This is a genomic window from Nocardioides panaciterrulae (assembly GCF_013409645.1).
In the GTDB taxonomy this organism is placed as follows: Bacteria; Actinomycetota; Actinomycetes; order Propionibacteriales; family Nocardioidaceae; genus Nocardioides; species Nocardioides panaciterrulae.
In genome coordinates this window covers 3210779-3230801 of the sequence record NZ_JACCBG010000001.1, presented here as the reverse complement: position 1 = coordinate 3230801, position 20023 = coordinate 3210779, and the positions used below count along the sequence as shown (strand labels likewise).

Genomic DNA, 20023 nt, shown 5'->3' with positions numbered 1-20023 from the left:
TACGCCGAGCCGGCGCGCGGTCCACCGTCCGGGCACCCGGCCAGTTGGCGTGGCCGGGTGGCATCCCCGGGGTGGGGCCGGTCAGCGCTGCACGCGCGCGCTGCTCCCTGCGACCAGCGCCTCGACCTCGGCCAGCGTGGCCATCGAGGTGTCCCCGGGCGTCGTCATGGCGAGGGCGCCGTGCGCGGCGCCGTACTCCAGTGCCTCGGCCAAGGAGCGGCCGCCGAGCAGGCCGTAGATGAGGCCCGAGGCGAAGCTGTCGCCGCCACCGACCCGGTCGAGGATCTCGACCGACGGCCGCATCGTCGCCTCGACGAATCCGTCCTCCTGCGACCAGCCGACCGCCCCCCAGTCGTTCAGCGTGGCGGAGCGAACCGTGCGCAGGGTGGTGGCAACCACACTCAGGCCGGGGTAGGTCGTCGTGGCCTGGTCGAGCATCGTCTTGAAGCCGCTGACCTCCAGGTGGCTGAAGTCGGATGAGGTGCCGGGCACCTCGAGGCCCAGGCAGGCGGTGAAGTCCTCCTCGTTGCCCAGCATCACGTCGACCAGGGGGGCGAGGCTCTTGTTCACCTCCTGGGCCCGCGGCCGTCCCCCGATCGCGTTCCAGAGGCTGGGCCGGTAGTTGAGGTCGTAGGAGACCACGGTGCCGTGCCGGCGGGCCGCGGCCATCGCCTCGGCGGCGACCTGCGCGGTGCTCTCCGACAGGGCGGCGAAGATGCCGCCGGTGTGGAACCAGCGCACTCCCTGTTCGCCGAACAGGAAGTCCCAGTCGACCTCGCCCGGCTGCATCTGACTCGTGGCGGTGTGGCCGCGGTCGGGGACTCCGACGGCCCCGCGCAGGCTGAACCCTCGCTCGGTGAAGTTCAGCCCGTTGCGCGCGCTGCGGCCGACGCCGTCGTACGGCACCCAACGGATCCCGGAGGTGTCCACGCCGCCCTGCAGCATGAGGTCCTCGACCAACCGGCCGACCGGGTTGTCCGCGAGCGCGGTGACCACCGAGGTGCGCAGGCCGAAGCAGCGGCGCAGGCCGCGGGCGACGTTGTACTCGCCGCCGCCCTCCCACGCGGTGAAGCTGCGTGCGGTGCGCACCCGGGTCTCACCCGGGTCGAGCCGGAGCATCACCTCGCCCAGCGACACCAGGTCGTATCGGCACTCGTGCTCGGGGCGCAGGTCAAGGTCGGTCATCGGACCCTCTCTTCGTCGATTTGCTGCAAGGCTTGGCGGGTGCGGCGAGTTATCTCGTCCCAACGGCCGGCGGCGACCACGTCGCGCGGGGCGAGCCAGGACCCCCCGACAGCGAGCACGGCGGGGAGAGACAGGTAGGACGACAATTGCGCCGGTCCGATGCCGCCGGTCGGCACGAACCGCATTGCTGGGAACGGTCCCGTGAACGCCTTCACGGCGGCAGGGCCGCCGACCAGGTCCGCGGGGAACATCTTGACCGTCTCCACGCCCAGCTCGACGGCGAGCATCAGGTCGGAGGCGGTGGCGATGCCTGGCAACACGGGCACTCCGAGATCGCGGCACCGTTCGACCACCGCGGCGTGGAGGCCCGGGGAGACGACGAAGGAAGCACCGGCCTCGACGGCCCGGTCGACCTGGTCCGGGGTGACCACGGTGCCGGCCCCGACGGTCAGCTCGAGGGCGGCCATCGCGCGCAGGGCCTCGAGGGCGCCGTCGACGCGCAGCGTCACCTCTGCGAGCGGGAGTCCGGCGGTGAGCAGGGCCTCGGCCACCGCGGACCCGATGCTGGGGCCGGCCACGGTGAGCACCGGCAGCAGCCGACCTCGAGCCAGCAGTGAGTCGAGGTCGGTCACAGGATCTTGCTCAGGAACGCCTGGGTGCGTTCGTGCTGCGGCTGCTCGAAGATCTGCTTCGGCGGACCCTGCTCGACGACCACCCCGTTGTCCATGAAGAGCACCCGGTCGGCCACCTCGCGGGCGAAGCCCATCTCGTGGGTCACCACCATCATCGTCATGCCCTCCTCGGCGAGGTTCTGCATGACGCCGAGCACCTCGCCGACCGTCTCCGGGTCCAGTGCCGAGGTGGGCTCGTCGAAGAGCATCGCCTTCGGCTCCATCGCCAGCGCCCGGGCGATCGCCACGCGCTGCTGCTGGCCGCCGGAGAGCTTGCCCGGGTAGACGTGGGCCTTGTCGACCAGGCCGACCTTCTCGAGCAGGGCCATCGCGCGCTGCTTCGCCTCGGTCCTGCTGATCTTGAGCACCTTCATCGGCGCCAGGGTCAGGTTGTCGATCACCTTCATGTGCGGGAAGACGTTGAAGGACTGGAAGACCATGCCGACGTCGCGGCGTACGGCGTGCAGGCTGGTGCGCGAGCCGGTCAGGTCGTGCCCACAGATGGTGACCTGGCCCCGGTGGAAGTCCTCCAGCCGGTTCATGCAGCGCAGCAGCGTGCTCTTGCCGGAGCCGGAGGGCCCGATCAGGCAGACCACTTCGCGTTCGTTGACCTTCGCGTCGATGCCCTTGAGCACCTCGAGGTCACCGAACTTCTTGTGCAGGTCCTCGACGTTGATCATCACCGTGGGGGTCGGTGGTGGGGTGCTCATGCGAGCCTCCGTTCGTACCAGCGCCCAAACAGGGACAGGGGGTAGGAGATGACGAAGTAGAGCGCGGCCACGACCAGGAACGTCGACAGCGGCGCGTGGTTCTGGGAGGTGATGATCCGGCCGGCGCGGGTCAGGTCGGTGGCACTGATCACCGAGACCAGCGAGGACGCCTTCACCAGGGCGATGAGGAAGCCGATGCCTGGGGGCACCGCGATCTTCATCGCCTGGGGCAGGACCACGTAGCGCATCTTCTGCAGGTAGTTGAGGCCGAGCGCCTCGCCCGCCTCGAGCTGCCCACGGGGGATCGCCTGGATGCTGCCGCGGAAGATCTCCGCCATGTAGGCGCCGGCATAGACCGAGAGCCCGATCACGGCGGTGAGCGTCTGCGAGAACGTGGCGTAGGGGAACAGCAGGGGGATCTCGTAGTAGAGGAACAGCAGGATGATCAGGATCGGGATGCCGCGCAGGAAGTTGATGTAGACCGACGCGAGCCACCGGATCGGCGCCAGCGGGGCGCTGCGGGCGACCCCGAACACCAGGCCGATGATCGTCCCGGCGACACCCGCGGCGAGCACCAGGGTCACGGTCACGCCCGCGCCCCGCAGCATCGGCGGCAGGAACTGGCCGAAGTCGAAGGAGAGCAGTGGAGTCACCATCGGAAGAGGTACCTCTCTGCCAGTCGGGACGAGCCGGCGATCACGGCGGAGGTCAGGTAGTAGAGGAGCCCGCCCAGCGTGAAGATCTCCAGGGTGCGCAACGTCCGCTGGTTGAGGTCCGCCAGCGCCGAGGTCAGCTCGTTGAGCGAGATCACCGAGCCCACCGCGGAGAACAGGAACAGCACGATGAACTGGTTGGTCAGCGCGGGCAGCACGTTGCGGACGGCGGGCTTGAGGACGACGAAGCGGAAGGTCTGCATGCTGCGCATGCCGAGTGCCCCCGCGGCCTCGACCAGGCCGGCGGGCACCGACTCGATGCCCGCACGGAAGATCTCCGAGGTGTAGGCGGCATTGTTCAGCGTCATGCCGAGGAGCGTGGACCAGAACGGATCCAGGTTGATGCCGACCTGGGGGAGCCCGAAGTAGATCAGGTACAGCTGCACCAGCAGCGGGGTGTTCCGGAAGATCTCGACGAAGGCGTGGGCCAGCCAACGCAGCGGCGCCAGCTCGCTGCGCCGGCCCAGGTAGACGAAGACACCGGCCACCGAGCCGATGAAGAAGCTCAGCACGGTCACCTCGATGCTGATCCACAGGCCCTTCAGCATCACCGGAAGGTAGGGGAGGACCGCCCCGAAGTTGATGGTCATCGCGGTCCTCCCCTCTCGTCAGTCACGATCACGATCAGGCGGCGTTGCCCTGCACCGACACGATGCTGGCCAGTGGCTCGCCCAGCCACTTCTCGTGCAGCTTGTTGTCCTCGCCGGACGCGATCAGGTTGCGGATGAAGTTGTTCAGGTAGTTGATCCACACCTGGTCACCCGGAAGCACGCCCATCGACACCAGTTGCGGGTCGAGCGGCGGGTTCGAGATGGCCTCGAGCTCCGGGTCGCTCTTGGCCGCCTGGGCGACGGTGTAGGAGCTCTCGAGGGCCGCGTCGACCTTGCCGGTCTTCACGGCGGAGATGACGTCGGAGATCGCGTCGAACCGCACCGGCTTCGCCGAGGGGAAGTCATTGGTGAGGATCGTGTCGTTGGTGCTGCCGCGGGCGACGCTGACCGACTTCCCGGCGAGGTCCTGGTAGGACGTGATGTCCGCGCCCTTCTTGAAGAGCACGCCGGCGCCGTGGGCGTCGTAGGGAATCGTGAAGCCGGCCGTCTGGGCTCGCTCGTTGGTCGAAGTCCAAGCCGAGACGTTCACGTCGACGCGGTTCGACTGCAGCATCGGCAGCCGGCTGTCGCCGTCGGTCGAGACCAGCTTGAGCTTGACGCCGAGCGAGTCGGCGAGCTCGTGCGCGATGTCGATCTCGTAGCCCTCGAAGCTGCCGTCGGCCTTCTGTACCGCCCACGGCGGGAAGTCCGGCAGCACCGCGACGCGCAGCTCCCCGGCCTTGAGCACCTTGTTGAGCTGACTGTCGCCGGGATCGCTGCTGCCTCCGCCGGACGAGCCGGTGCTGCAGGCGGTGAGCGACAGCGTTCCTGTGAGCAGGGCGGCTGCGACGGCAGCCAGTTTGCGTGTGACCATCGGGCAGGACTCCTTGCAGGCGGACTCCCGCGAAGTGGGAGCCTCTCTCGTTAGATGGGAGTGTGTCTCGTCGTTGTCGCTGCCGTCAAGGGTCGCGACACGATCTTTCGGTCCGAGTTGGTCATTCGGTGTTGCTGTGGCGGGTGCCGGCGAGGTCGTTGTCGACGTCGCGCCGCCGGGCCACCTCCAGGCAGACCACGTCGAGCACGATGTGGCTCATCTGGTCGAAGAGGCTGCTGAGCGGCTGGATCGTGGGGGCCTCGTCGGCGCGGCGGTACTTCGTCGCCGCGGGGAGCACCAGGGCGCCGTCCGCGGCCTCGCCGAGCGGGGAGTGCGGGTCGGTGGTGACGGCGTGGACGCCCGCACCGGCGCTGCGGGCGCTCTGGGCGGCGCGGACGGTGCCGCCGGTCTTGCCGGACCCGGAGATCGCCACCACGAGGTCGCCCTCCCGGACCGCCGGCGTGATGGTCTCGCCGATCGCGTAGACGCTCAGGCCGAGGTGCATCAGGCGCATCGCGAAGGCCTTGCCCATCAGCCCCGAACGGCCTTCGCCGGTGACGAAGACGTGGGGGGCGTCCAGCAGTCGGTCGACGAGCGCGTCGATCCCTCCGCGGTCGGTCTTGTGGGCCACGCCCTCGATCTCGAGGAGCACGGTGCTCAGGTTGTCGGTGGTCATCAGTTGTCCTTTCCGGCTGCGCGTCGCAGCTCTTCGATGGCGACGACGGGGTCGTCGGCCTTGGTGACTGCCGAGCCGACGATGACCCGGAGCTCCGGCTCGTCGGCGAGCCCGGGCAGGTCCTGGGCGGTGAGTCCGCCGGCCAGGGCGAGGCGGCGGCCGCGCGACCAGGCGCCGAGCAGGTCCTGGGGACGCTGGCCTCCGGCCTGGGAATCCTTGCTCACGTGGGGTGCGAGCCGGACGTGGTGAGGAAGTCGCTCGGCGAGCTCCTCGATGCGCTGGGGCGTGAGCCCCATCAGGTCGACGACCAGCTCGGCGTCGTGCTCGCCGGTGACCTGGACGGCAAGGTCGATGCTCACCTGGGGGGCCAGACCGAGGACCGTCACGGAGCGGGCGCCGGCGGCGAAGGCGGTCTCGAACTCGAAGCGCACGTCGTCGGCCGTCTTGAGGTCGGCCAGCACCGGCGTGCGGCCCGCGGCGGCGACGACCTGGCGGAGGCCCTCCTGGCCGAACTGCTTGATCAGCGAGGTGCCGACCTCCACCCAGTCCGTACGCGGCGCCACCGCCGTCGTGATGCTCACCGCCCGGTCCAGCGGGATACGGTCGAGGGCGACTTGGAGGTCCATCGGCGATTCCTTCGGTCGTGGAGTTCGGTCGTGTCCGGCTCGGTACCGTCCATGGCATGATCGGAGCGATTCGCTACCGGATGATGGAATGTACTCTTGCATGATGGAAGGTATTGATCATGGCTGACCCGGCGCCGGCTCCCGACATGGTCGGCAAGGCACTCGCGCTGCTGACGCTCCTCGGGGACTACCCCGACGGGGCCCCGGCCGCGGAGCTGGCTCGGCAGGCCGGGTTCCCGCTCAGCACCGGTCACCGGCTGCTCGGGGCGCTCGTGCGCGACGGGTTCGCCACCTTCGACCAGGGCACCAAGCGTTACAAGCTCGGGCTGCGGGTCTTCCAGCTGGCGCAGCAGGTCCTCCGAGCCCGGGGCCTGACCGGTCTGGCCCGGCCGGTGCTGGAGGAGGTGTCGTCGGTGACCAAGGAGGCGACGCTCCTCGCCGTCCGTGACGGCGAGAAGCAGCTCTACCTCTACTCGATCGAGGGGCCGCAGCAGGTGCGTGTCGTCGGTGAGGCAGGCAAGCACGGGCCGCTGCACTGCACGTCACAGGGCAAGGTGCTGGTGGCCTTCGCCGAGCCGTCCGCCCGCGAGTACCTCGTCGAGAACCTGCCGCTGACGCCGGCGGGCCCCAAGGCGATCACCAGCCGCAGCCGGTTCCGTCAGGAGATCGAGGAGGTCCGCGAGCGCGGCTACGCCCTCGTCGACGAGGAGCACGAGGCCGGCATCCGCGCGATCAGTGTGCCGGTCCTCGGGCACGGGCAGGTCGCGGCGGCCGCGGTGGCCACGGCCGCGCCGGCGTTCCGGATGAGCCTCGAGGAGCTCGTCGCGCACGTCCCGACGCTGAACGAGGCGGCCAAGGCGCTCTCGGTGCTGATGGCGCTGCAGTAGTGCGTCGGCGACCGTCGCCCGGCGAGACCGTGTCGCCAGCGAGCTGGCGAGCACGGTCCGCTGCGCGGGACTGACGGCGCCGGTCGTCAGGCGTCGATGACCAGGGGGATGATCAGCGGGCTGCGACGGAAAGTCTTGTGCGACCAGCGCCCGATGTCGCGGCTGAGGATCTGCTCGAGCTGGTGGGCGTCGCCGATGCCCTCGGAAGCGGCTCGCGCGAGCGCCCGCTCGATGATCGGCTCGGCGGCGTCGAACGCGTCGGGCTCGTGCACGAAGCCGCGGACGAGGAAGTCCGGCCGGTCGGCGAGGAGGCCGGTGTCGGCGTCGACGATCACGAGCACCGTGACGACGCCCTGCTCGGCGAGGGTGCGGCGGTCCTTGAGCGTGGCCTCGGTGGCGCCACCGACGGTCTGCGCGTCGACGTAGATGTTGCCGGCGGGCACCTTGCCGGTGATGCTGGCGCGGCCGTTCACGAGGTCGACCACCACGCCGTCCTCGGCGATGACCACGTGGTCGGGGTCGACGCCGGTGCTGATGGCCAGGTCGGCGTTCGCGCGGAGGTGCCGCCACTCGCCGTGCACCGGCATGACGTTGCGGGGCTGGATGATGTTGTAGCAGTAGACCAGCTCGCCGGCGCTGGCGTGGCCGGAGACGTGCACCTTGGCGTTGCCCTTGTGGACCACGTTGGCGCCCCACCGGGTCAGGCCGTTGATGACGCCGGAGATGGCGTTCTCGTTCCCGGGGATGACCGAGCTCGCCATCAGGATGGTGTCCCCCTCGCCAACGCGGATCTTGTGGTCGCGGTTGGCCATCCGGGAGAGGGCCGCCATCGGCTCACCCTGCGACCCGGTGCAGATGAGGGTGACCTTGTTCGGCGCCATGCGCTCGAGCTCGTGCAGCGGAACGACCAGCTTCGGGGGTACGTCGAGGTAGCCGAGGTCCTGGGCGACGCCCATGTTGCGCACCATCGAGCGCCCGACGAAGGCCACCTTGCGGCCGTGGGCGTGGGCGGCGTTCAACACCTGCTGGATGCGGTGCACGTGGCTGGCGAAGCTGGAGACGATGATGCGGCGCGGGGCGTCGCGGAACACCTTCTCGATCGCCGGGGCGAGGTCACGCTCCGACGTGGTGAAGCCCGGGACCTCGGCGTTGGTGGAGTCCGTCAGGAACAGGTCCACGCCCTCGTCGCCCAGGCGCGCGAACCCGCGGAGGTCGGTGATCCGGCGGTCCAGGGGGAACTGGTCCATCTTGAAGTCGCCGGTGTGGAGCGCGAGCCCCGCGCGGGTGCGGATCGCGACGGCGAGCCCGTCGGGGATCGAGTGGTTGACGGCGAGGAACTCGCAGCCGAAGGCCCCCAGATCGACCGTGTCGCCCTCGGCGACCTCGCGCAGCTGGGGACGGATCCGGTGCTCCTTCAGTTTCTCCTTGATCAGCGCCAGGGTCAGCCGCGACCCGATGACCGGGATGTCGGGACGCTCACGCAGCAGGTAGGGCACCCCGCCGATGTGGTCCTCGTGCCCGTGGGTCAGCACCAGGCCCACGACGGAGTCCAGCCGGTCCCGGATCCAGCTGAAGTCCGGCAGGATCACGTCGATCCCCGGCTGGTGCTCCTCGGGGAAGAGCACCCCGCAGTCGACGATCAGCAGGGAGCCGTCGTGCTCGAAGACGGTCATGTTGCGGCCGATCTCGCCCAGGCCGCCCAGGCCCACGACGCGGAGTCCGCCCTTGGGTAGCCGGGGCGGCCTCTGCAGCTCGGGGTGGGGGTGACTCACGGGCGACTCCGTTCTCGGGTGATGCAGGGGGCTGAGGGCCAATCCTGCCGCAACCCCGGTCTGCGGTCGGTGCGAGGGCGGTTGCTCGGTGATTTCTGTGGAGGCCGGCCGGGTCGGGTGGTCATCGGTTTCGGCCGGCGAGCGCGCTGGGAGAGTAGGAGGTCGCGCGTGTCAGTGGCGACGAGACTGGCGTTGATCACCCAGCCGAAGGGTTCGTTGCCGGCGCGGCGGAGGTCCTTCTGGAGCGCTGCGGCCCCGGAGACCGGGGTGGTCTCGGGGGGGTGTGACGATGAGCAGGTAGCCGGTGAGCCGGTGCCACCCACCGCCGATGGTCAGGAACCGAGCCGACCGATGACCTCGCGGGCCGTGTCACGTGCGGACTGGCCGACACCGGCGAGCGTGGCGGAGGCGGGGCCGACCCAGTCGCCGTACCCGACGAGATAGAGCCGTGGCTCGCGGATCGCCCGGGTCCCGGACGGTCCGTCGACCGCGACCCGGCCGCCCCCGCCGTGCAGGTGGAGGCCCGTCAGGTGACTCAGCGCGGGCCGGAACCCGGTGCACCAGATCACGGTGTCGGCTGCCTGTTCGGTGCCGTCGGCCCAGGCGACGCCGGTCGGGGTGAGCCGGGCGAACATCGGCTGGGCCTTGAGGGCTCCGCGGTCGCGAGCGTCCCGGACCCCGGCGACCATGACGATGTCGCCGAGCCCGGCGACGCCGGCGTGGTCACGTCCCTCGCTCAGTGCCCGGATGCGTGCCCTCGCGGTGGCGAAGAGCGCCCGGCCGTCGACGTCGTCGGGCAGGTACCTCGGCGGGCGGGTCGTGACCCAGGTGGTCTCCGCGACCGTCGACACCTCGGCCAGGATCTGGGCGGCCGAGTTGCCGCCGCCCACGACGACGACCCGCTGTCCGCCGAGACCGTCGGGGGAGCGGTACTGCGAGGCGTGCAGCTGCCGCCCCGCGAAGTCGCGCATCCCCGGGTAGGTGGGCCAGAACGGCCGGTCCCAGGTCCCGGTCGCGGAGACGACGATCCGGGCCGACGCGGTCAAACCGACCGTCTCCACCAGCAGCCGCCCCTCGGGATCGTCATCCGCCCGCGCCACGCCGGTGACCCGATGGGGCCGGCGGACATGCAGGTCGTAGCGCTCCTCGTAGCGGGTCAGGTAGTCGACCACGTGGGTGCGCGGCGGGAAGCCGAGCCTGCTGTCGTCCCAGGCAGGCATCATCCAGCCCGGCAGCGAGGAGTACGTCGAGGGCGAGAACGGCCTGAGCCCGTCCCACATGTGCCGCCAGGACCCGCCGGGCGCGTCGCCGGCATCGAGCACCACGAAGTCCTCGCCGGCCGTGAGACCCGCCCGGCGCAGGTAGAAGGCGGTCGCGAGTCCGGCCTGCCCACCGCCGATGACGGTGACCTGGGTGTCGAGGTGCACGGGGCTGGCGATCGGTGGGAGCGTCACCTGGTGAAGGCGAGCGCGTCGCGGACCGCGGCGAGGCGCTCCGGCACCACCCGGTAGTAGACCCAGGTGCCGCGCTTCTCGGACGCGACCAGACCCACCTCGCGCAGGAGCTTGAGGTGGTGGCTCGTGGTGGCTGCGGTCTTCTCGATGCTCGTGCTGAAGTCGCAGGCGCAGACCTCGTCGGCGTTCAGCAGCATCGACATGATCTTCACCCGGGCCGGGTCTCCCAGGGCCTTGAACATCTTGGCCAGCTCTGTGGCCGCCGTGTCGCTGACGCTCGTCGTCGGGGTGCAGCACGCCGCCATCACCGGGAGCTCGGGGACCGGGGAGCAGGTGGGCGCCGAGGTGTCGGTGGTCGTGCTCATCGGCACAGCCTAGCGGGCGGACGTCGCTGTTTCGAGAAATGTCGAAGAATTACTTTGATCTTTGTCGAAGTTATGCTTCGATGAACATCGAATAGTTCCGCCGGCATCGCCCGGCTCGTCCGTCCCTCCGAAGGAGATGACATGTCCCGCCTGCAGCTCGCCCTGAACGTCGCCGACATCGACGCCGCGGTGGAGTTCTACTCCACGCTCTTCGACACCACCCCGGCCAAGCGCCGGCCCGGCTACGTCAACTTCGCGGTGGCCGACCCGCCGCTGAAGCTGGTGCTCTTCGAGAATGCCGCCGCCACCGGGACGCTCAACCACCTCGGCGTCGAGCGCGAGTCGATGGGGGAGGTCGAGGCCGAGGCCGACCGGCTCGAGGCGGCGGGTCTCGAGCTGCGGGTCGAGGGCGATGTCGTCTGCTGCTACGCCCGCCAGGACAAGCACTGGGTCACCGGCCCCGACGGGCAGTCCTGGGAGAACTACGTCGTGCTCGCCGACGCCCGGCCCGAGCTCGAGGGCCGGACGTACGCCGACCTCGGGCTGCGCGAGGCCGAGGGTGGCGGCTGCTGCTCCTGAGTCGAAGCGGGCCGCTCGGCACTTGGCGTCGGACATCGACGACTGTCAACATAGACGGGTGTCGAACTCCTCTGCCGGTCCGCTGCCGCGGCCGCTCGCCGACGGCCCGCTGACCTGTTGTGTCCCGCTCGCCCGCGAGCCGATGGACGCCGCGCAGGCCGTCCGGGTGGTGCCGCTGCTGAAGGCGATCGCCGACCCGGCGCGGCTCCGGTTGCTCTCCCTGGTGCTGTCCCACGAGGGCGGCGAGGCGTGCGTGTGCGACCTGGTGCCGTACTTCGATCTCACGCAGCCCACGATCAGCCACCACCTCAAGGTGCTGCACGAGAACGGCCTGCTGGACCGTGAGAAGCGGGGGACCTGGGTGTTCTACCGGGCCCGTCCCGAGGCGATGGCCGCGCTCGGCAGCCTCTTCAGCGCCGGGGCGCTCGACGCGGTCACTGATGAGCTTGCGGGGGCCGGCGCATGAGCGACACCGTGCGGGAGACCGGCGCCCACGACGACACCGTGCTCAGGCGGCTCTCGACCCTGGACCGGTTCCTGCCCGTCTGGATCATCGCGGCGATGGTGGTCGGGCTGCTGCTGGGACGCACGATCCCCGGCCTCGACGACGCGCTCGCCGCGGTCGAGATCGGCTCGGTGTCGCTGCCGATCGCGATCGGCCTGCTCGTGATGATGTACCCGGTGCTGGCCAAGGTCCGGTACGACGAGCTCGGCCACGTCACCGGCGACAAGCGCCTGCTGGTGACCTCGATCCTGCTCAACTGGGTCCTCGGCCCCGCGCTGATGTTCACCCTGGCCTGGCTGCTGTTGCCCGACCTGCCGGACTACCGAACCGGCCTGATCATCGTGGGCCTGGCTCGCTGCATCGCGATGGTGCTGATCTGGAACGACCTGGCCTGCGGTGACCGGGAGGCCGCCGCGATCCTGGTGGCGCTCAACGCGGTCTTCCAGATCCTGGCGTTCGCGTTGCTCGGCTACTTCTACCTCCAGGTGCTGCCCGGGTGGCTGGGTCTGGAGCAGAACGCGCTCGACGTCTCGATGTGGGGCATCGCCAGGTCCGTGCTGGTCTTCCTCGGCATCCCGCTGCTGGCGGGCTACCTGACGCGGACGTTCGGCGAACGCGCCAAGGGCCGGGAGTGGTACGAGTCGAGGCTGCTGCCCCGCATCGGCCCCGCCGCGCTCTACGGCCTGCTGTTCACGATCGTCATCCTGTTCGCGCTGCAGGGGCACACGATCACCAGCCAGCCGCTCGACGTGGCCCGGATCGCCGTACCCCTGCTGGTCTACTTCGCGCTGATGTGGGGTGGCTCGATGCTGCTGACCAGGGCGCTCGGGTTCGACTACCAGCGCGCCACCGCGGTCTCGTTCACCGCCGCCGGCAACAACTTCGAGCTCGCGATCGCCGTGGCCATCGGCGTCTTCGGCGTCGCGTCCGGGCAGGCCCTGGCCGGGGTCGTCGGCCCGCTGATCGAGGTCCCTGCCCTGGTCGCGCTCGTCTACGTCAGCCTCTGGGCAAGGCGCTTCTTCCCCGACCGCACCACCGTCCCCGCCGCGAGAGGAGCCCAGCCGTGACCCACACGCCCCAGGTCGTCTTCGCCTGTGTCCGCAACGGCGGTCGCTCGGTCGCCGCCCGGGTGCTCACCGAGCACTACGCCGGCGGCCGCGTGATCGCGCTCTCGGCCGGCACCCGGCCCGGAGAGCACATCCACCCCGAGGTCGCCGAGGTGCTGGAGAAGCTCGGCCTGGACGCCTCCGCCGAGCACCCCGAGCTGCTCACCCGCGAGACCGTGGCCGCCAGCGACCTGGCCATCACCCTCGGCTGCGGGGAGGAGTGCCCCTACGTCCCGGGCGTGAGGTACGTCGACTGGCCGGTCGACGACCCCGGCGGCCAGGACGAGGCGACGGTGCGTCGCATCATCGCCGACCTCGACCGGCGGGTGCGCGACCTGCTCGCCGAGCTCGTGCCCGGCCTCGCCCTCCCGCCCTCGGTGCTCGAGGGCGACTGACCCGCCCGCGGGCGATCCGGCACGGACGCCGCCGGCGAGGCCGCGGACCCGCCACGGGCTGCAACTGAGCACGTCCGAGGTCCGCGGCCTTCCGCTCCGCGCGGTCGGCGGTCGGCGGCCCGCGGATTCATGGGTTACGTTCAGGAAGCGTCAAGCCTGGCTGGCTAGCCTGAGAGCTGACCCTGGCCGTCGACCCTGCGAGCTGACGAGGCTCGGCAGGCTCGTCCGAGGTGGTGAGGCCATGCGAGGACCTGGTGGATCGGTGGGCCCGAGAGGTGCCACCGTGCTCCTCGCCGCCGCCGTCGCGGCAGGCCTGCTGGCCGTGCACGGGTGGTCGACCCGCCAGACGGGTCCACCTCCCGGGCAGCTCGGTGCCGGCGCCGCCAGCGCGAGCCCCACGACGCCGGCGGGCGGCGGCCCGGCCGGACGCCCGTCGGGGCCGGGCCCGCTGCTGGCCTCGCAGAGCTTCGCCTCGTACGCCTACCGGGTCTGGCCCGGCGCCCCGAGTGCCGCGGCGAGGACCGCGATGACCGGGCTGTCGATCTCGGTGAGCAGGGCCGGCTCGGGCCTCTCGGTGCGGGCCGGGGTGAGCGGCCAGCCCGGGACTGCCCACGCCTACCCCGGGGGTGCCCGGGTGTACGTCGTCGAGGCCTCCATGGGGGACGAGGCCGGCAGCTCGGACTACAACCTCGGGGACGACGGTGTGGTGGTCACCGACGCCCACGGCAGGATCCTGCAGTGACCCCGCGCCAGGGGGCGCCCTCCGCACGCGGCGACGTCCGCCCGGGGCGGCCGGCGCCGCCGCCGGGCCCGGGGGACTGGATCGCCGGGCAGCTGGTCGCGGAGTGGGCGCCCACCGTGGGACGCATCCTCTTCGGGCTGGTGCTGGCGTGGTTCGGCTACCACGAGCTGGTCCAGCCGTCGTTGTGGACCGGCTACGTTCCGGTGGTGTCGGGGTCGACGTTGCTCGTGCTGCTCGTCCTGGCGCACGGGTGGTTGCTGCTCGTGCTGGCCGTCGCCATGCTGGCCGGCATCGCGGTGAGGGCCGTCGCGGCAGTCGCGGTGGTCCTCCTGCTCCAGATCGTGATCTCGCTGACGATGTCGAACGGCCTCTCGGACCTGGTGCTGCGTGACGTGGGCGTGCTCGGCCTGGCTGTCTGCCTGACCGCGACCACCCGGCAGCGGCTGGTGCTCCGCCGGTAGAGCCGCCGGCTCCGCTCGCCCGGGCCCGGCTACCGCTCGGCGATGCGCTTGAGGGCGGCCAGGGTCGCGGGGATCCCGGTGCGTGCGGCCAGCGTCCGCTCGGCGATCTCGGTCGCCGCTTGCTCGCCGTACTTCCGGTGGAACATCTCAAGCCCCGCCGGCAGGAACCGCCAGGACTCGGTGAGCAGGGTTCCCGGAGCCGTGGGCTCGAACGTGTAACCCCAACGCACGAAGCCGTCGCCGACCTCGAACGCGAACTCGCGTGGGCGGTCGGCCACCACGACCTTGGATCGGGTCTCCCACGTGCGGTGGGGCAGCTCGTTCCGGCCGGTGAACCAGGAACCCTCCTGGCCGGCCTCGGCGGGGTCGTCCCACCAGCATCCGGTGCAGATGGGGCTCCACTCACCCGTGCGGCCGATGTCGGTGACCAGGTCGAACAGCGTCTCCGGCGTCGCCTCGACCACGATCGCGTCCTCATGGCTCAAGCTGGTGTCCTCACCCATGGGCCCAGGGTCTCAGGTGTGGCCGCCGCCCCGACCGCCGCCCTGCGCGGCGCCCACCGCGGCCACTGTCCGCCCGGAGCATCTCCCGGGCCGGCCGACCGGCTCGCCGGGTGACAGGGTGGAGGGGTGAACCGACTCAAGGACGCGACCTCGCCGTACCTCCTCCAGCACGCGGGCAACCCCGTCGACTGGTGGGAGTGGGGCGCCGAGCCCTTCGAGGAGGCCCGGCGCCGCAACGTGCCGGTGCTGCTGAGCGTCGGCTACGCCGCCTGCCACTGGTGCCACGTGGTGGAGCGATCGACGGCTGTTGGCGGATCTTGACGAAACCGCAGGTCAGAGGGGGTGTCGTGGGTCGCCTCGGTTCGCCGGATGTCGTCGATAGACGCCGTTTCCGGGGCTTCGTGCATCACTCGGAGTTACTCAGGCGGACACGTCGATGGCATGTTGAGCGATCTGGGCGTGTTGAGCCACCTGACCCGTCTCGAGAACGCGTGAAGAATCTCTGGAATTTCTAACATGTCCTGCGGTTTGGCGCACTCTCAGAGGTAGCGGCGAACCGCGCTAGCGAAATCAGGCACGCCCGCGTCCGCCAAGCGCACGAGGAGGTCCTCCATCTCCAAGGTCGGGCTGGAGTAGTCTGCGATCAGTTGACGCAGAACCTCCACGGTTGGCCCTGGATACAGGTCGAGCTGGTCGAGGAGGAACTTGTCCGGATGAACGATTTCGATGTCGTAGGCGTCGACGCTCTCGTCAGGGAAGTCCTTGAGGTTGAACGTGACGAGCACCTCACAGTTCGCGCGGATGCCTGCCGCGAGAACATGACGATCCTTCGGGTCGTTGGTCATCGTTCCGATCAGATCGTCGAAGCCACTGACGGTTGCATCCGGGAACGCATGCCTCATGGCATCGACGCGCCTCTTGACGCTCGCGTCTGGGATGCCGTGCTCCGCCAGGTTCGTCGACAACTCGTCGAGAATCCTTTCCGACCACAAAGGCCGGAACAGGCCGCGCTCGGCCAGTCCGAGGATGACATCGTTGAGGTGGAAGCCGAACAGGACGTTGGTGTCGAAGAGCGCTGGGAACCTGGACACTCAGCCCTCAGTTTCTGAGAGCCGCTTCAGTGAGGGCACGCCTTTCGGCAACTTGTCGTAGTGCTCGATCGAGTCCTTCGCGAGTTCAGCCAATGCCGCGCGGCGCTCACTTTGGGCGCGGGTCTGGTACGCCACCACGTCACGCAGTGTCACCCGACGATGACGGCCCACCTTCTCAAACTCGATGCCACCTGACTCCAGGATCTTGACGAACGTCGGGCGAGACATCCCGAGGAAGTCGGCAGCCTCCTGAGTGGTGAGCTTCGCCGCGTACGGCAGGATCGAGATCCCGTCGCCAAGCGCCAACACGTTGGCCGCCTCTTCAAGCACCTGGAACAGCTCAGCCGGAATCGGCACCTGCTTACCGTCAGGGCCGACGAGCATCGCGTGGCCCGACTCGCCCGCGGCGATGTTGATCCCGTTCAGCACCTGGGCGAACTGGAGCAGCTCTTCGCGCTCTTGGTCAGGCAGGTATGTCTTCGACTGCCGCAGATGAGCGGCCTTCTCTACGGTGGCCATGACGCCACCCTACTCGAAATATTCGAAAAGCGGTTGGGATCAAGGCCGCGTGTGCCTCGCGTCAGACACCCATCCAGATGTCGCGGGAAACCACCTGTAACGATGGTTCCCGGGGTCACTCGCCGTTCGTCACCCGGGCCCACGGTGAAGCCGGCGATCAGAGTCCGCTGAGCAGCTTGGCCTTGGCGCTCGCGAACTCCTCGTCAGACAGGATCCCTTCCTGGTGGAGGGTGGCGAGTTCGCGGAGCCGGTCCGCCAGGCTCGGAGGGGATGTCGGAGCCGCGACTCCTGCCTCAGGCTCGGCCGCTGGCGGAAGCGCAGCTGCGCCGGCGTCCACGCTCGAAGAGCTGTCGATGCCGAGAACGGCGTTGCCCGCGGCTTCGAGCGCCAATCCGACGTCGACGTGGCCCTTCTTAGCGGTCTTGAGCCCCACACTGTTCGGGACCTGGTTGGAGAGCGTGTAGATCTGACGGTCCGTAGCGATCGTCAGGTACGAGGTGCGAGACCCTTGGCTTGCGACGTGTGCGATCCCGGCAGCCGCCAAACCCGGTGCACTGGCCTTCATCAGATGCTTCGTGCCCTTGAGGAGACCCGCAACCGCGGGGCCGATTGCACTCTCGAGACCGGAGCCGCCCTGTGAGGCCTGATCCGAATCTGATGGCGTGAACGTGATCGACCGCAACTTCTCGTACGGCGTCCTCGCGTTGATGCCACCTCCGCTCAGATTCGCGGCCATCTGCGATCGCACATTCGCGACGCTCGGGCGCTCGGGCTCCTCGCCAGACGCAACGCGGACGTAGCCTCCCTCATAGATCTCGACAGTCGACATCCCGAAGGTTCCGCTGGTAACGAGTGCGCCGGCTGCGGCTACGTCCTCAGCCCACTTCCGCTCCTGGGCTTCCTTTGCTTCTCTCTTCTCGGCTGACCGGTCGGCGGCAGCCTTCTTGAACCTGGTGAATGCGCCGTCCTTCTTCTCGGCCGTAGGGACGGCGGCATCCGCGCCATGGTCGTGGGTGTGGTCCGTCCACGCGGCTCCGTCCCAATACCGCGTCGTGCCCTGGCTGTCCGGGTACCACCCCGCGGGGGTCTGCTGGCTCATGGCGGCATTTTGGCATCGGGACCCGACTGAACCGAGGGCTTCGATGGAAATCGTGGCCAGCGCCTGACGTGAGGGAGCGCTGCCCCGCACGTCGGCTACGGCAACAAGTCGTTAGCCGGAGTCATGAAGCTGGTGGAGGGTCACCGCCTGTGGGCGACAGCAGACCTGCCCGCCGAGGCGACGGTACGTCGCATCATCGCCGACCTCGACCGCCGCGTGCGTGACCTGCTGGTCGAGCTGGTCCCGGACCTCGAGCTCCCGCCCTCGGTGCCCGACCGGGCCTGACACCGCGGCGCGGCTCGCCGCCCGGCTGGCAGGGTGGAGGGATGCCGAACCGCCTTGCGACCGCGACCTCGCCGTACCTCCTCCAGCACGCGGGCAACCCCGTCGACTGGTGGGAGTGGGGCGCCGAGCCCTTCGAGGAGGCCCGGCGCCGCAACGTGCCGGTGCTGCTGAGCGTCGGCTACGCCGCCTGCCACTGGTGCCACGTGATGGCCCACGAGTCGTTCGAGGACGAGGCGACCGCGGCCTACCTCAACGAGCACTTCGTCGCGATCAAGGTCGACCGCGAGGAGCGGCCCGACGTGGACGCCGTCTACATGCAGGCGACCACCGCGATGACCGGGCAGGGCGGCTGGCCGATGACCGTGGTGCTCGACCACGACGGCAGCCCGTTCTTCGCCGGCACCTACTTCCCCGACCAGCCGCGGCACGGCCAGCCGTCGTTCGGGCAGGTGCTGCAGGCGCTCGTCGACGCGTGGCGCGATCGCGGCGACGACGTACGCCGGGTCGCGGGCAGCGTGCGCGAGCACCTCGCCCAGGTCTCGGCCGGCTCGAGCACCGGCGGGGGTGTCGTGGCGCGGCACCTCGACGCGGAGCTGCTCGACGGGGTGGTCGCCACCCTGGCGGGCGAGTTCGACGCGCGCAACGGCGGGTTCGGCGGGGCCCCGAAGTTCCCGCCGTCGATGGTCCTGGAGTTCCTCCACCGGCACGCGGCGCGGACCCGGGACGAGCGCGCGACGGTGATGCTCGACGCGACCTGCGAGGCGATGGCCCGCGGCGGCCTCTACGACCAGCTCGGCGGCGGCTTCGCGCGCTACTCCGTCGACGCCGGCTGGGTGGTGCCGCACTTCGAGAAGATGCTCTACGACAACGCGCAGCTGCTCGGCCTCTACGCCCGCTGGGGCGGGCCGCTGGGGGAGCGGGTGGCGCGCGAGACCGCCGACTTCCTGCTCCGCGAGCTGCGCACCCCCGAGGGCGGCTTCGCCTCGGCGCTCGACGCCGACAGCGAGGGCGTCGAGGGCCGGTTCTACTCCTGGACGCCGGCGCAGCTGGCGGAGGTGCTGACTCCCGAGGACGCGGCGTGGGCCGCGCAGGTCTTCGAGGTCACCGATGCCGGCACCTTCGAGCACGGCGCCTCGACGCTGCAGCTGCTGCGCGACCCCGAGGGGCCGGGGGAGCAGCGGCTGCGCGACGTGCGCGCGGTGCTGCTCGCCGCCCGCGAGACCCGGGTCCGGCCGGCCCGCGACGACAAGGTGGTCGCGGCGTGGAACGGGCTGGCGATCTCCGGGCTCTGCGCGGCCGGGCTGCTGCTCGAGGAGCCGTCGTACGTCGCGGCCGCGGCGACCGCGGGCGAGCTGCTCGCCTCGCTGCACACCGTCGACGGCCGGCTGCGCCGGGTCTCCCGGGACGGGGTGGCCGGCCCGCACGCGGCGGTCCTCGAGGACCTCGGCTGCGTGGCCGCCGGCTACCTCGCGCTGCTCCAGGCCACCGGGGACGCGGTCTGGCTGGAGCGCGCGCGGGTGCTGCTCGACGACGCGCTGGCGAGGTTCCGCGCGGTGGACGGCGGGTTCTTCGACACCGGCTCCGACGCCGAGGCGCTGGTCGCCCGGCCGCGCGACCCCTCGGACAACGCCAGCCCGTCCGGCCTGTCCGCGACCGTGCACGCGCTCGCCGAGTACGCCGCGCTCACCGGCTCCGGCCGGCACCGGCAGGCCGCCGAGGAGGCACTCGCGACCGTGGCGACGCTGGCCGAGCGCGCGCCCCGGTTCGCCGGCTGGTCGCTCGCCGCGGCCGAGGCGACGCTCGAGGGCCCGCTCGAGATCGCGGTCGTCGGCCCGGCCGGACCGGACCGGGACGCACTGGCCGGCCGGGCCCGGCGGGTCCCCGGCGCGGTGGTCGTGGTCGCGGACGGACCGCGCGAGGACGTGCCGCTGCTGGTCGGCCGCACGGCGGTCGACGGCCGCGCGGCGGCGTACGTCTGCCGGCGTCAGGTCTGCGAGCGCCCGGTGACCGACCCCGCCGACCTCCCCTGACCCCGGCCACCCCCCCCACCAGCGCGAGACGGCGATCCCGTCAACTCTCAGGGGGGTGAGCGGGCACTTGGTGCAGCACGAATGCCCTCTCGGTCCCCTGAGAGTTGACGCAAGTGCCGTCTCGCCATTCCGTCGGGGGCTACCGGCGGGTACGTTCGGCACCACCTCCGAGGTGAAGGACGTCA

Annotated in this window: 24 protein-coding genes and 1 pseudogene; 10 read left to right on the top strand and 15 right to left on the bottom strand. The window is 70.4% G+C overall.

The window, feature by feature from the left end:
* Positions 1-81: 81 nt before the first annotated feature.
* The 8 genes from BJZ21_RS15345 to BJZ21_RS15310 form a co-directional block, all read right to left on the bottom strand.
* Positions 82-1185 (bottom strand): sugar kinase, encoded by a 1104-nt coding sequence (locus BJZ21_RS15345; RefSeq protein WP_179664543.1) that lies wholly within the window; start codon positions 1183-1185, stop codon positions 82-84.
* Positions 1182-1817: a bifunctional 4-hydroxy-2-oxoglutarate aldolase/2-dehydro-3-deoxy-phosphogluconate aldolase gene (gene eda, locus BJZ21_RS15340; RefSeq protein WP_179664542.1), complete on the bottom strand. Its 636-nt coding sequence runs from the start codon at positions 1815-1817 to the stop codon at positions 1182-1184. Before eda ends, BJZ21_RS15345 begins: the two co-directional genes overlap by 4 nt.
* Entirely contained in the window at positions 1814-2566 is a 753-nt protein-coding gene (locus BJZ21_RS15335; protein ID WP_343052165.1) for an amino acid ABC transporter ATP-binding protein, read from the bottom strand. The genes eda and BJZ21_RS15335 overlap by 4 nt, the downstream gene beginning before the upstream one ends.
* Positions 2563-3222, bottom strand: coding sequence for an amino acid ABC transporter permease (locus tag BJZ21_RS15330; protein ID WP_218851512.1), 660 nt, complete (start codon positions 3220-3222; stop codon positions 2563-2565). Before BJZ21_RS15330 ends, BJZ21_RS15335 begins: the two co-directional genes overlap by 4 nt.
* The gene (locus tag BJZ21_RS15325) at positions 3216-3869 is read right to left on the bottom strand and encodes an amino acid ABC transporter permease (RefSeq protein WP_179664541.1); all 654 of its coding nucleotides are present in this window, start codon (positions 3867-3869) and stop codon (positions 3216-3218) included. Before BJZ21_RS15325 ends, BJZ21_RS15330 begins: the two co-directional genes overlap by 7 nt.
* A gap of 34 nt (positions 3870-3903) precedes the next feature.
* Positions 3904-4743: a transporter substrate-binding domain-containing protein gene (locus BJZ21_RS15320; protein WP_179664540.1), complete on the bottom strand. Its 840-nt coding sequence runs from the start codon at positions 4741-4743 to the stop codon at positions 3904-3906.
* A 121-nt stretch (positions 4744-4864) separates the two neighbouring features.
* Positions 4865-5419, bottom strand: coding sequence for a 6-phospho-3-hexuloisomerase (gene hxlB, locus BJZ21_RS15315; protein ID WP_179664539.1), 555 nt, complete (start codon positions 5417-5419; stop codon positions 4865-4867).
* Positions 5419-6045 (bottom strand): orotidine 5'-phosphate decarboxylase / HUMPS family protein, encoded by a 627-nt coding sequence (locus tag BJZ21_RS15310; protein ID WP_179664538.1) that lies wholly within the window; start codon positions 6043-6045, stop codon positions 5419-5421. Before BJZ21_RS15310 ends, hxlB begins: the two co-directional genes overlap by 1 nt.
* A 119-nt stretch (positions 6046-6164) precedes the next feature.
* Between BJZ21_RS15310 and BJZ21_RS15305 the strand changes: the two genes are divergently transcribed.
* Positions 6165-6932 (top strand): IclR family transcriptional regulator, encoded by a 768-nt coding sequence (locus tag BJZ21_RS15305; protein WP_218851511.1) that lies wholly within the window; start codon positions 6165-6167, stop codon positions 6930-6932.
* A gap of 86 nt (positions 6933-7018) precedes the next feature.
* On the opposite strand, the gene BJZ21_RS15300 is transcribed toward BJZ21_RS15305, so the two are convergent.
* From BJZ21_RS15300 to BJZ21_RS15290, 3 genes are all read right to left on the bottom strand, one after another.
* Positions 7019-8704 (bottom strand): RNase J family beta-CASP ribonuclease, encoded by a 1686-nt coding sequence (locus BJZ21_RS15300; RefSeq protein WP_179664537.1) that lies wholly within the window; start codon positions 8702-8704, stop codon positions 7019-7021.
* A 332-nt stretch (positions 8705-9036) separates the two neighbouring features.
* The gene (locus BJZ21_RS15295; protein WP_179664536.1) at positions 9037-10158 is read right to left on the bottom strand and encodes an ArsO family NAD(P)H-dependent flavin-containing monooxygenase; all 1122 of its coding nucleotides are present in this window, start codon (positions 10156-10158) and stop codon (positions 9037-9039) included.
* Positions 10155-10523 carry an ArsR/SmtB family transcription factor gene (locus tag BJZ21_RS15290; protein ID WP_179664535.1) on the bottom strand — a complete coding sequence of 123 codons (369 nt, stop codon included), beginning with the start codon at positions 10521-10523 and terminating at the stop codon, positions 10155-10157. The genes BJZ21_RS15295 and BJZ21_RS15290 overlap by 4 nt, the downstream gene beginning before the upstream one ends.
* A gap of 141 nt (positions 10524-10664) precedes the next feature.
* On the opposite strand from BJZ21_RS15290, the gene BJZ21_RS15285 reads away from it, so the two are divergent.
* The 6 genes from BJZ21_RS15285 (at position 10665) to BJZ21_RS15260 (ending at position 14311) form a co-directional block, all read left to right on the top strand.
* Positions 10665-11102, top strand: a complete 438-nt coding sequence (locus BJZ21_RS15285) for an ArsI/CadI family heavy metal resistance metalloenzyme (RefSeq protein WP_179664534.1) — start codon at positions 10665-10667, stop codon at positions 11100-11102.
* A 58-nt stretch (positions 11103-11160) separates the two neighbouring features.
* A complete protein-coding gene (locus tag BJZ21_RS15280; RefSeq protein ID WP_343052164.1) occupies positions 11161-11568 on the top strand; it encodes a metalloregulator ArsR/SmtB family transcription factor in 408 nt (135 codons plus the stop codon).
* Positions 11565-12674, top strand: coding sequence for an ACR3 family arsenite efflux transporter (arsB, locus tag BJZ21_RS15275; protein WP_179664533.1), 1110 nt, complete (start codon positions 11565-11567; stop codon positions 12672-12674). Before BJZ21_RS15280 ends, arsB begins: the two co-directional genes overlap by 4 nt.
* Positions 12671-13108, top strand: a complete 438-nt coding sequence (locus tag BJZ21_RS15270; protein WP_179664532.1) for an arsenate reductase/protein-tyrosine-phosphatase family protein — start codon at positions 12671-12673, stop codon at positions 13106-13108. The genes arsB and BJZ21_RS15270 overlap by 4 nt, the downstream gene beginning before the upstream one ends.
* A gap of 283 nt (positions 13109-13391) precedes the next feature.
* Positions 13392-13850, top strand: coding sequence for a hypothetical protein (locus BJZ21_RS15265; RefSeq protein WP_179664531.1), 459 nt, complete (start codon positions 13392-13394; stop codon positions 13848-13850).
* Positions 13847-14311 carry a hypothetical protein gene (locus tag BJZ21_RS15260; RefSeq protein WP_179664530.1) on the top strand — a complete coding sequence of 155 codons (465 nt, stop codon included), beginning with the start codon at positions 13847-13849 and terminating at the stop codon, positions 14309-14311. Before BJZ21_RS15265 ends, BJZ21_RS15260 begins: the two co-directional genes overlap by 4 nt.
* 29 nt (positions 14312-14340) lie before the next feature.
* Here BJZ21_RS15260 and BJZ21_RS15255 read toward each other — a convergent pair whose 3' ends face one another.
* Positions 14341-14796 carry an SRPBCC family protein gene (locus tag BJZ21_RS15255; protein WP_218851510.1) on the bottom strand — a complete coding sequence of 152 codons (456 nt, stop codon included), beginning with the start codon at positions 14794-14796 and terminating at the stop codon, positions 14341-14343.
* Positions 14797-14940: 144 nt separating this feature from the next.
* On the opposite strand from BJZ21_RS15255, the pseudogene BJZ21_RS15250 reads away from it, so the two are divergent.
* A pseudogene (locus BJZ21_RS15250) lies at positions 14941-15105 on the top strand (DUF255 domain-containing protein); the annotation flags it as partial.
* 248 nt (positions 15106-15353) lie between these two features.
* On the opposite strand, the gene BJZ21_RS15245 reads toward BJZ21_RS15250, so the two are convergent.
* From BJZ21_RS15245 to BJZ21_RS20645, 3 genes are all read right to left on the bottom strand, one after another.
* Positions 15354-15905 carry a VapC50 family PIN domain-containing toxin gene (locus BJZ21_RS15245; RefSeq protein ID WP_179664527.1) on the bottom strand — a complete coding sequence of 184 codons (552 nt, stop codon included), beginning with the start codon at positions 15903-15905 and terminating at the stop codon, positions 15354-15356.
* Positions 15906-16424 carry an excisionase family DNA-binding protein gene (locus BJZ21_RS15240; protein ID WP_179664526.1) on the bottom strand — a complete coding sequence of 173 codons (519 nt, stop codon included), beginning with the start codon at positions 16422-16424 and terminating at the stop codon, positions 15906-15908.
* A 157-nt stretch (positions 16425-16581) separates the two neighbouring features.
* Positions 16582-17523 carry a DUF2510 domain-containing protein gene (locus tag BJZ21_RS20645; protein WP_218852033.1) on the bottom strand — a complete coding sequence of 314 codons (942 nt, stop codon included), beginning with the start codon at positions 17521-17523 and terminating at the stop codon, positions 16582-16584.
* A gap of 123 nt (positions 17524-17646) precedes the next feature.
* On the opposite strand from BJZ21_RS20645, the gene BJZ21_RS15225 reads away from it, so the two are divergent.
* Complete coding sequence (locus tag BJZ21_RS15225) at positions 17647-17808, top strand: hypothetical protein (RefSeq protein WP_179664525.1); 162 nt, start codon at positions 17647-17649, stop codon at positions 17806-17808.
* A 41-nt stretch (positions 17809-17849) separates the two neighbouring features.
* Positions 17850-19838: a thioredoxin domain-containing protein gene (locus BJZ21_RS15220; protein WP_179664524.1), complete on the top strand. Its 1989-nt coding sequence runs from the start codon at positions 17850-17852 to the stop codon at positions 19836-19838.
* Positions 19839-20023 lie beyond the last annotated feature (185 nt).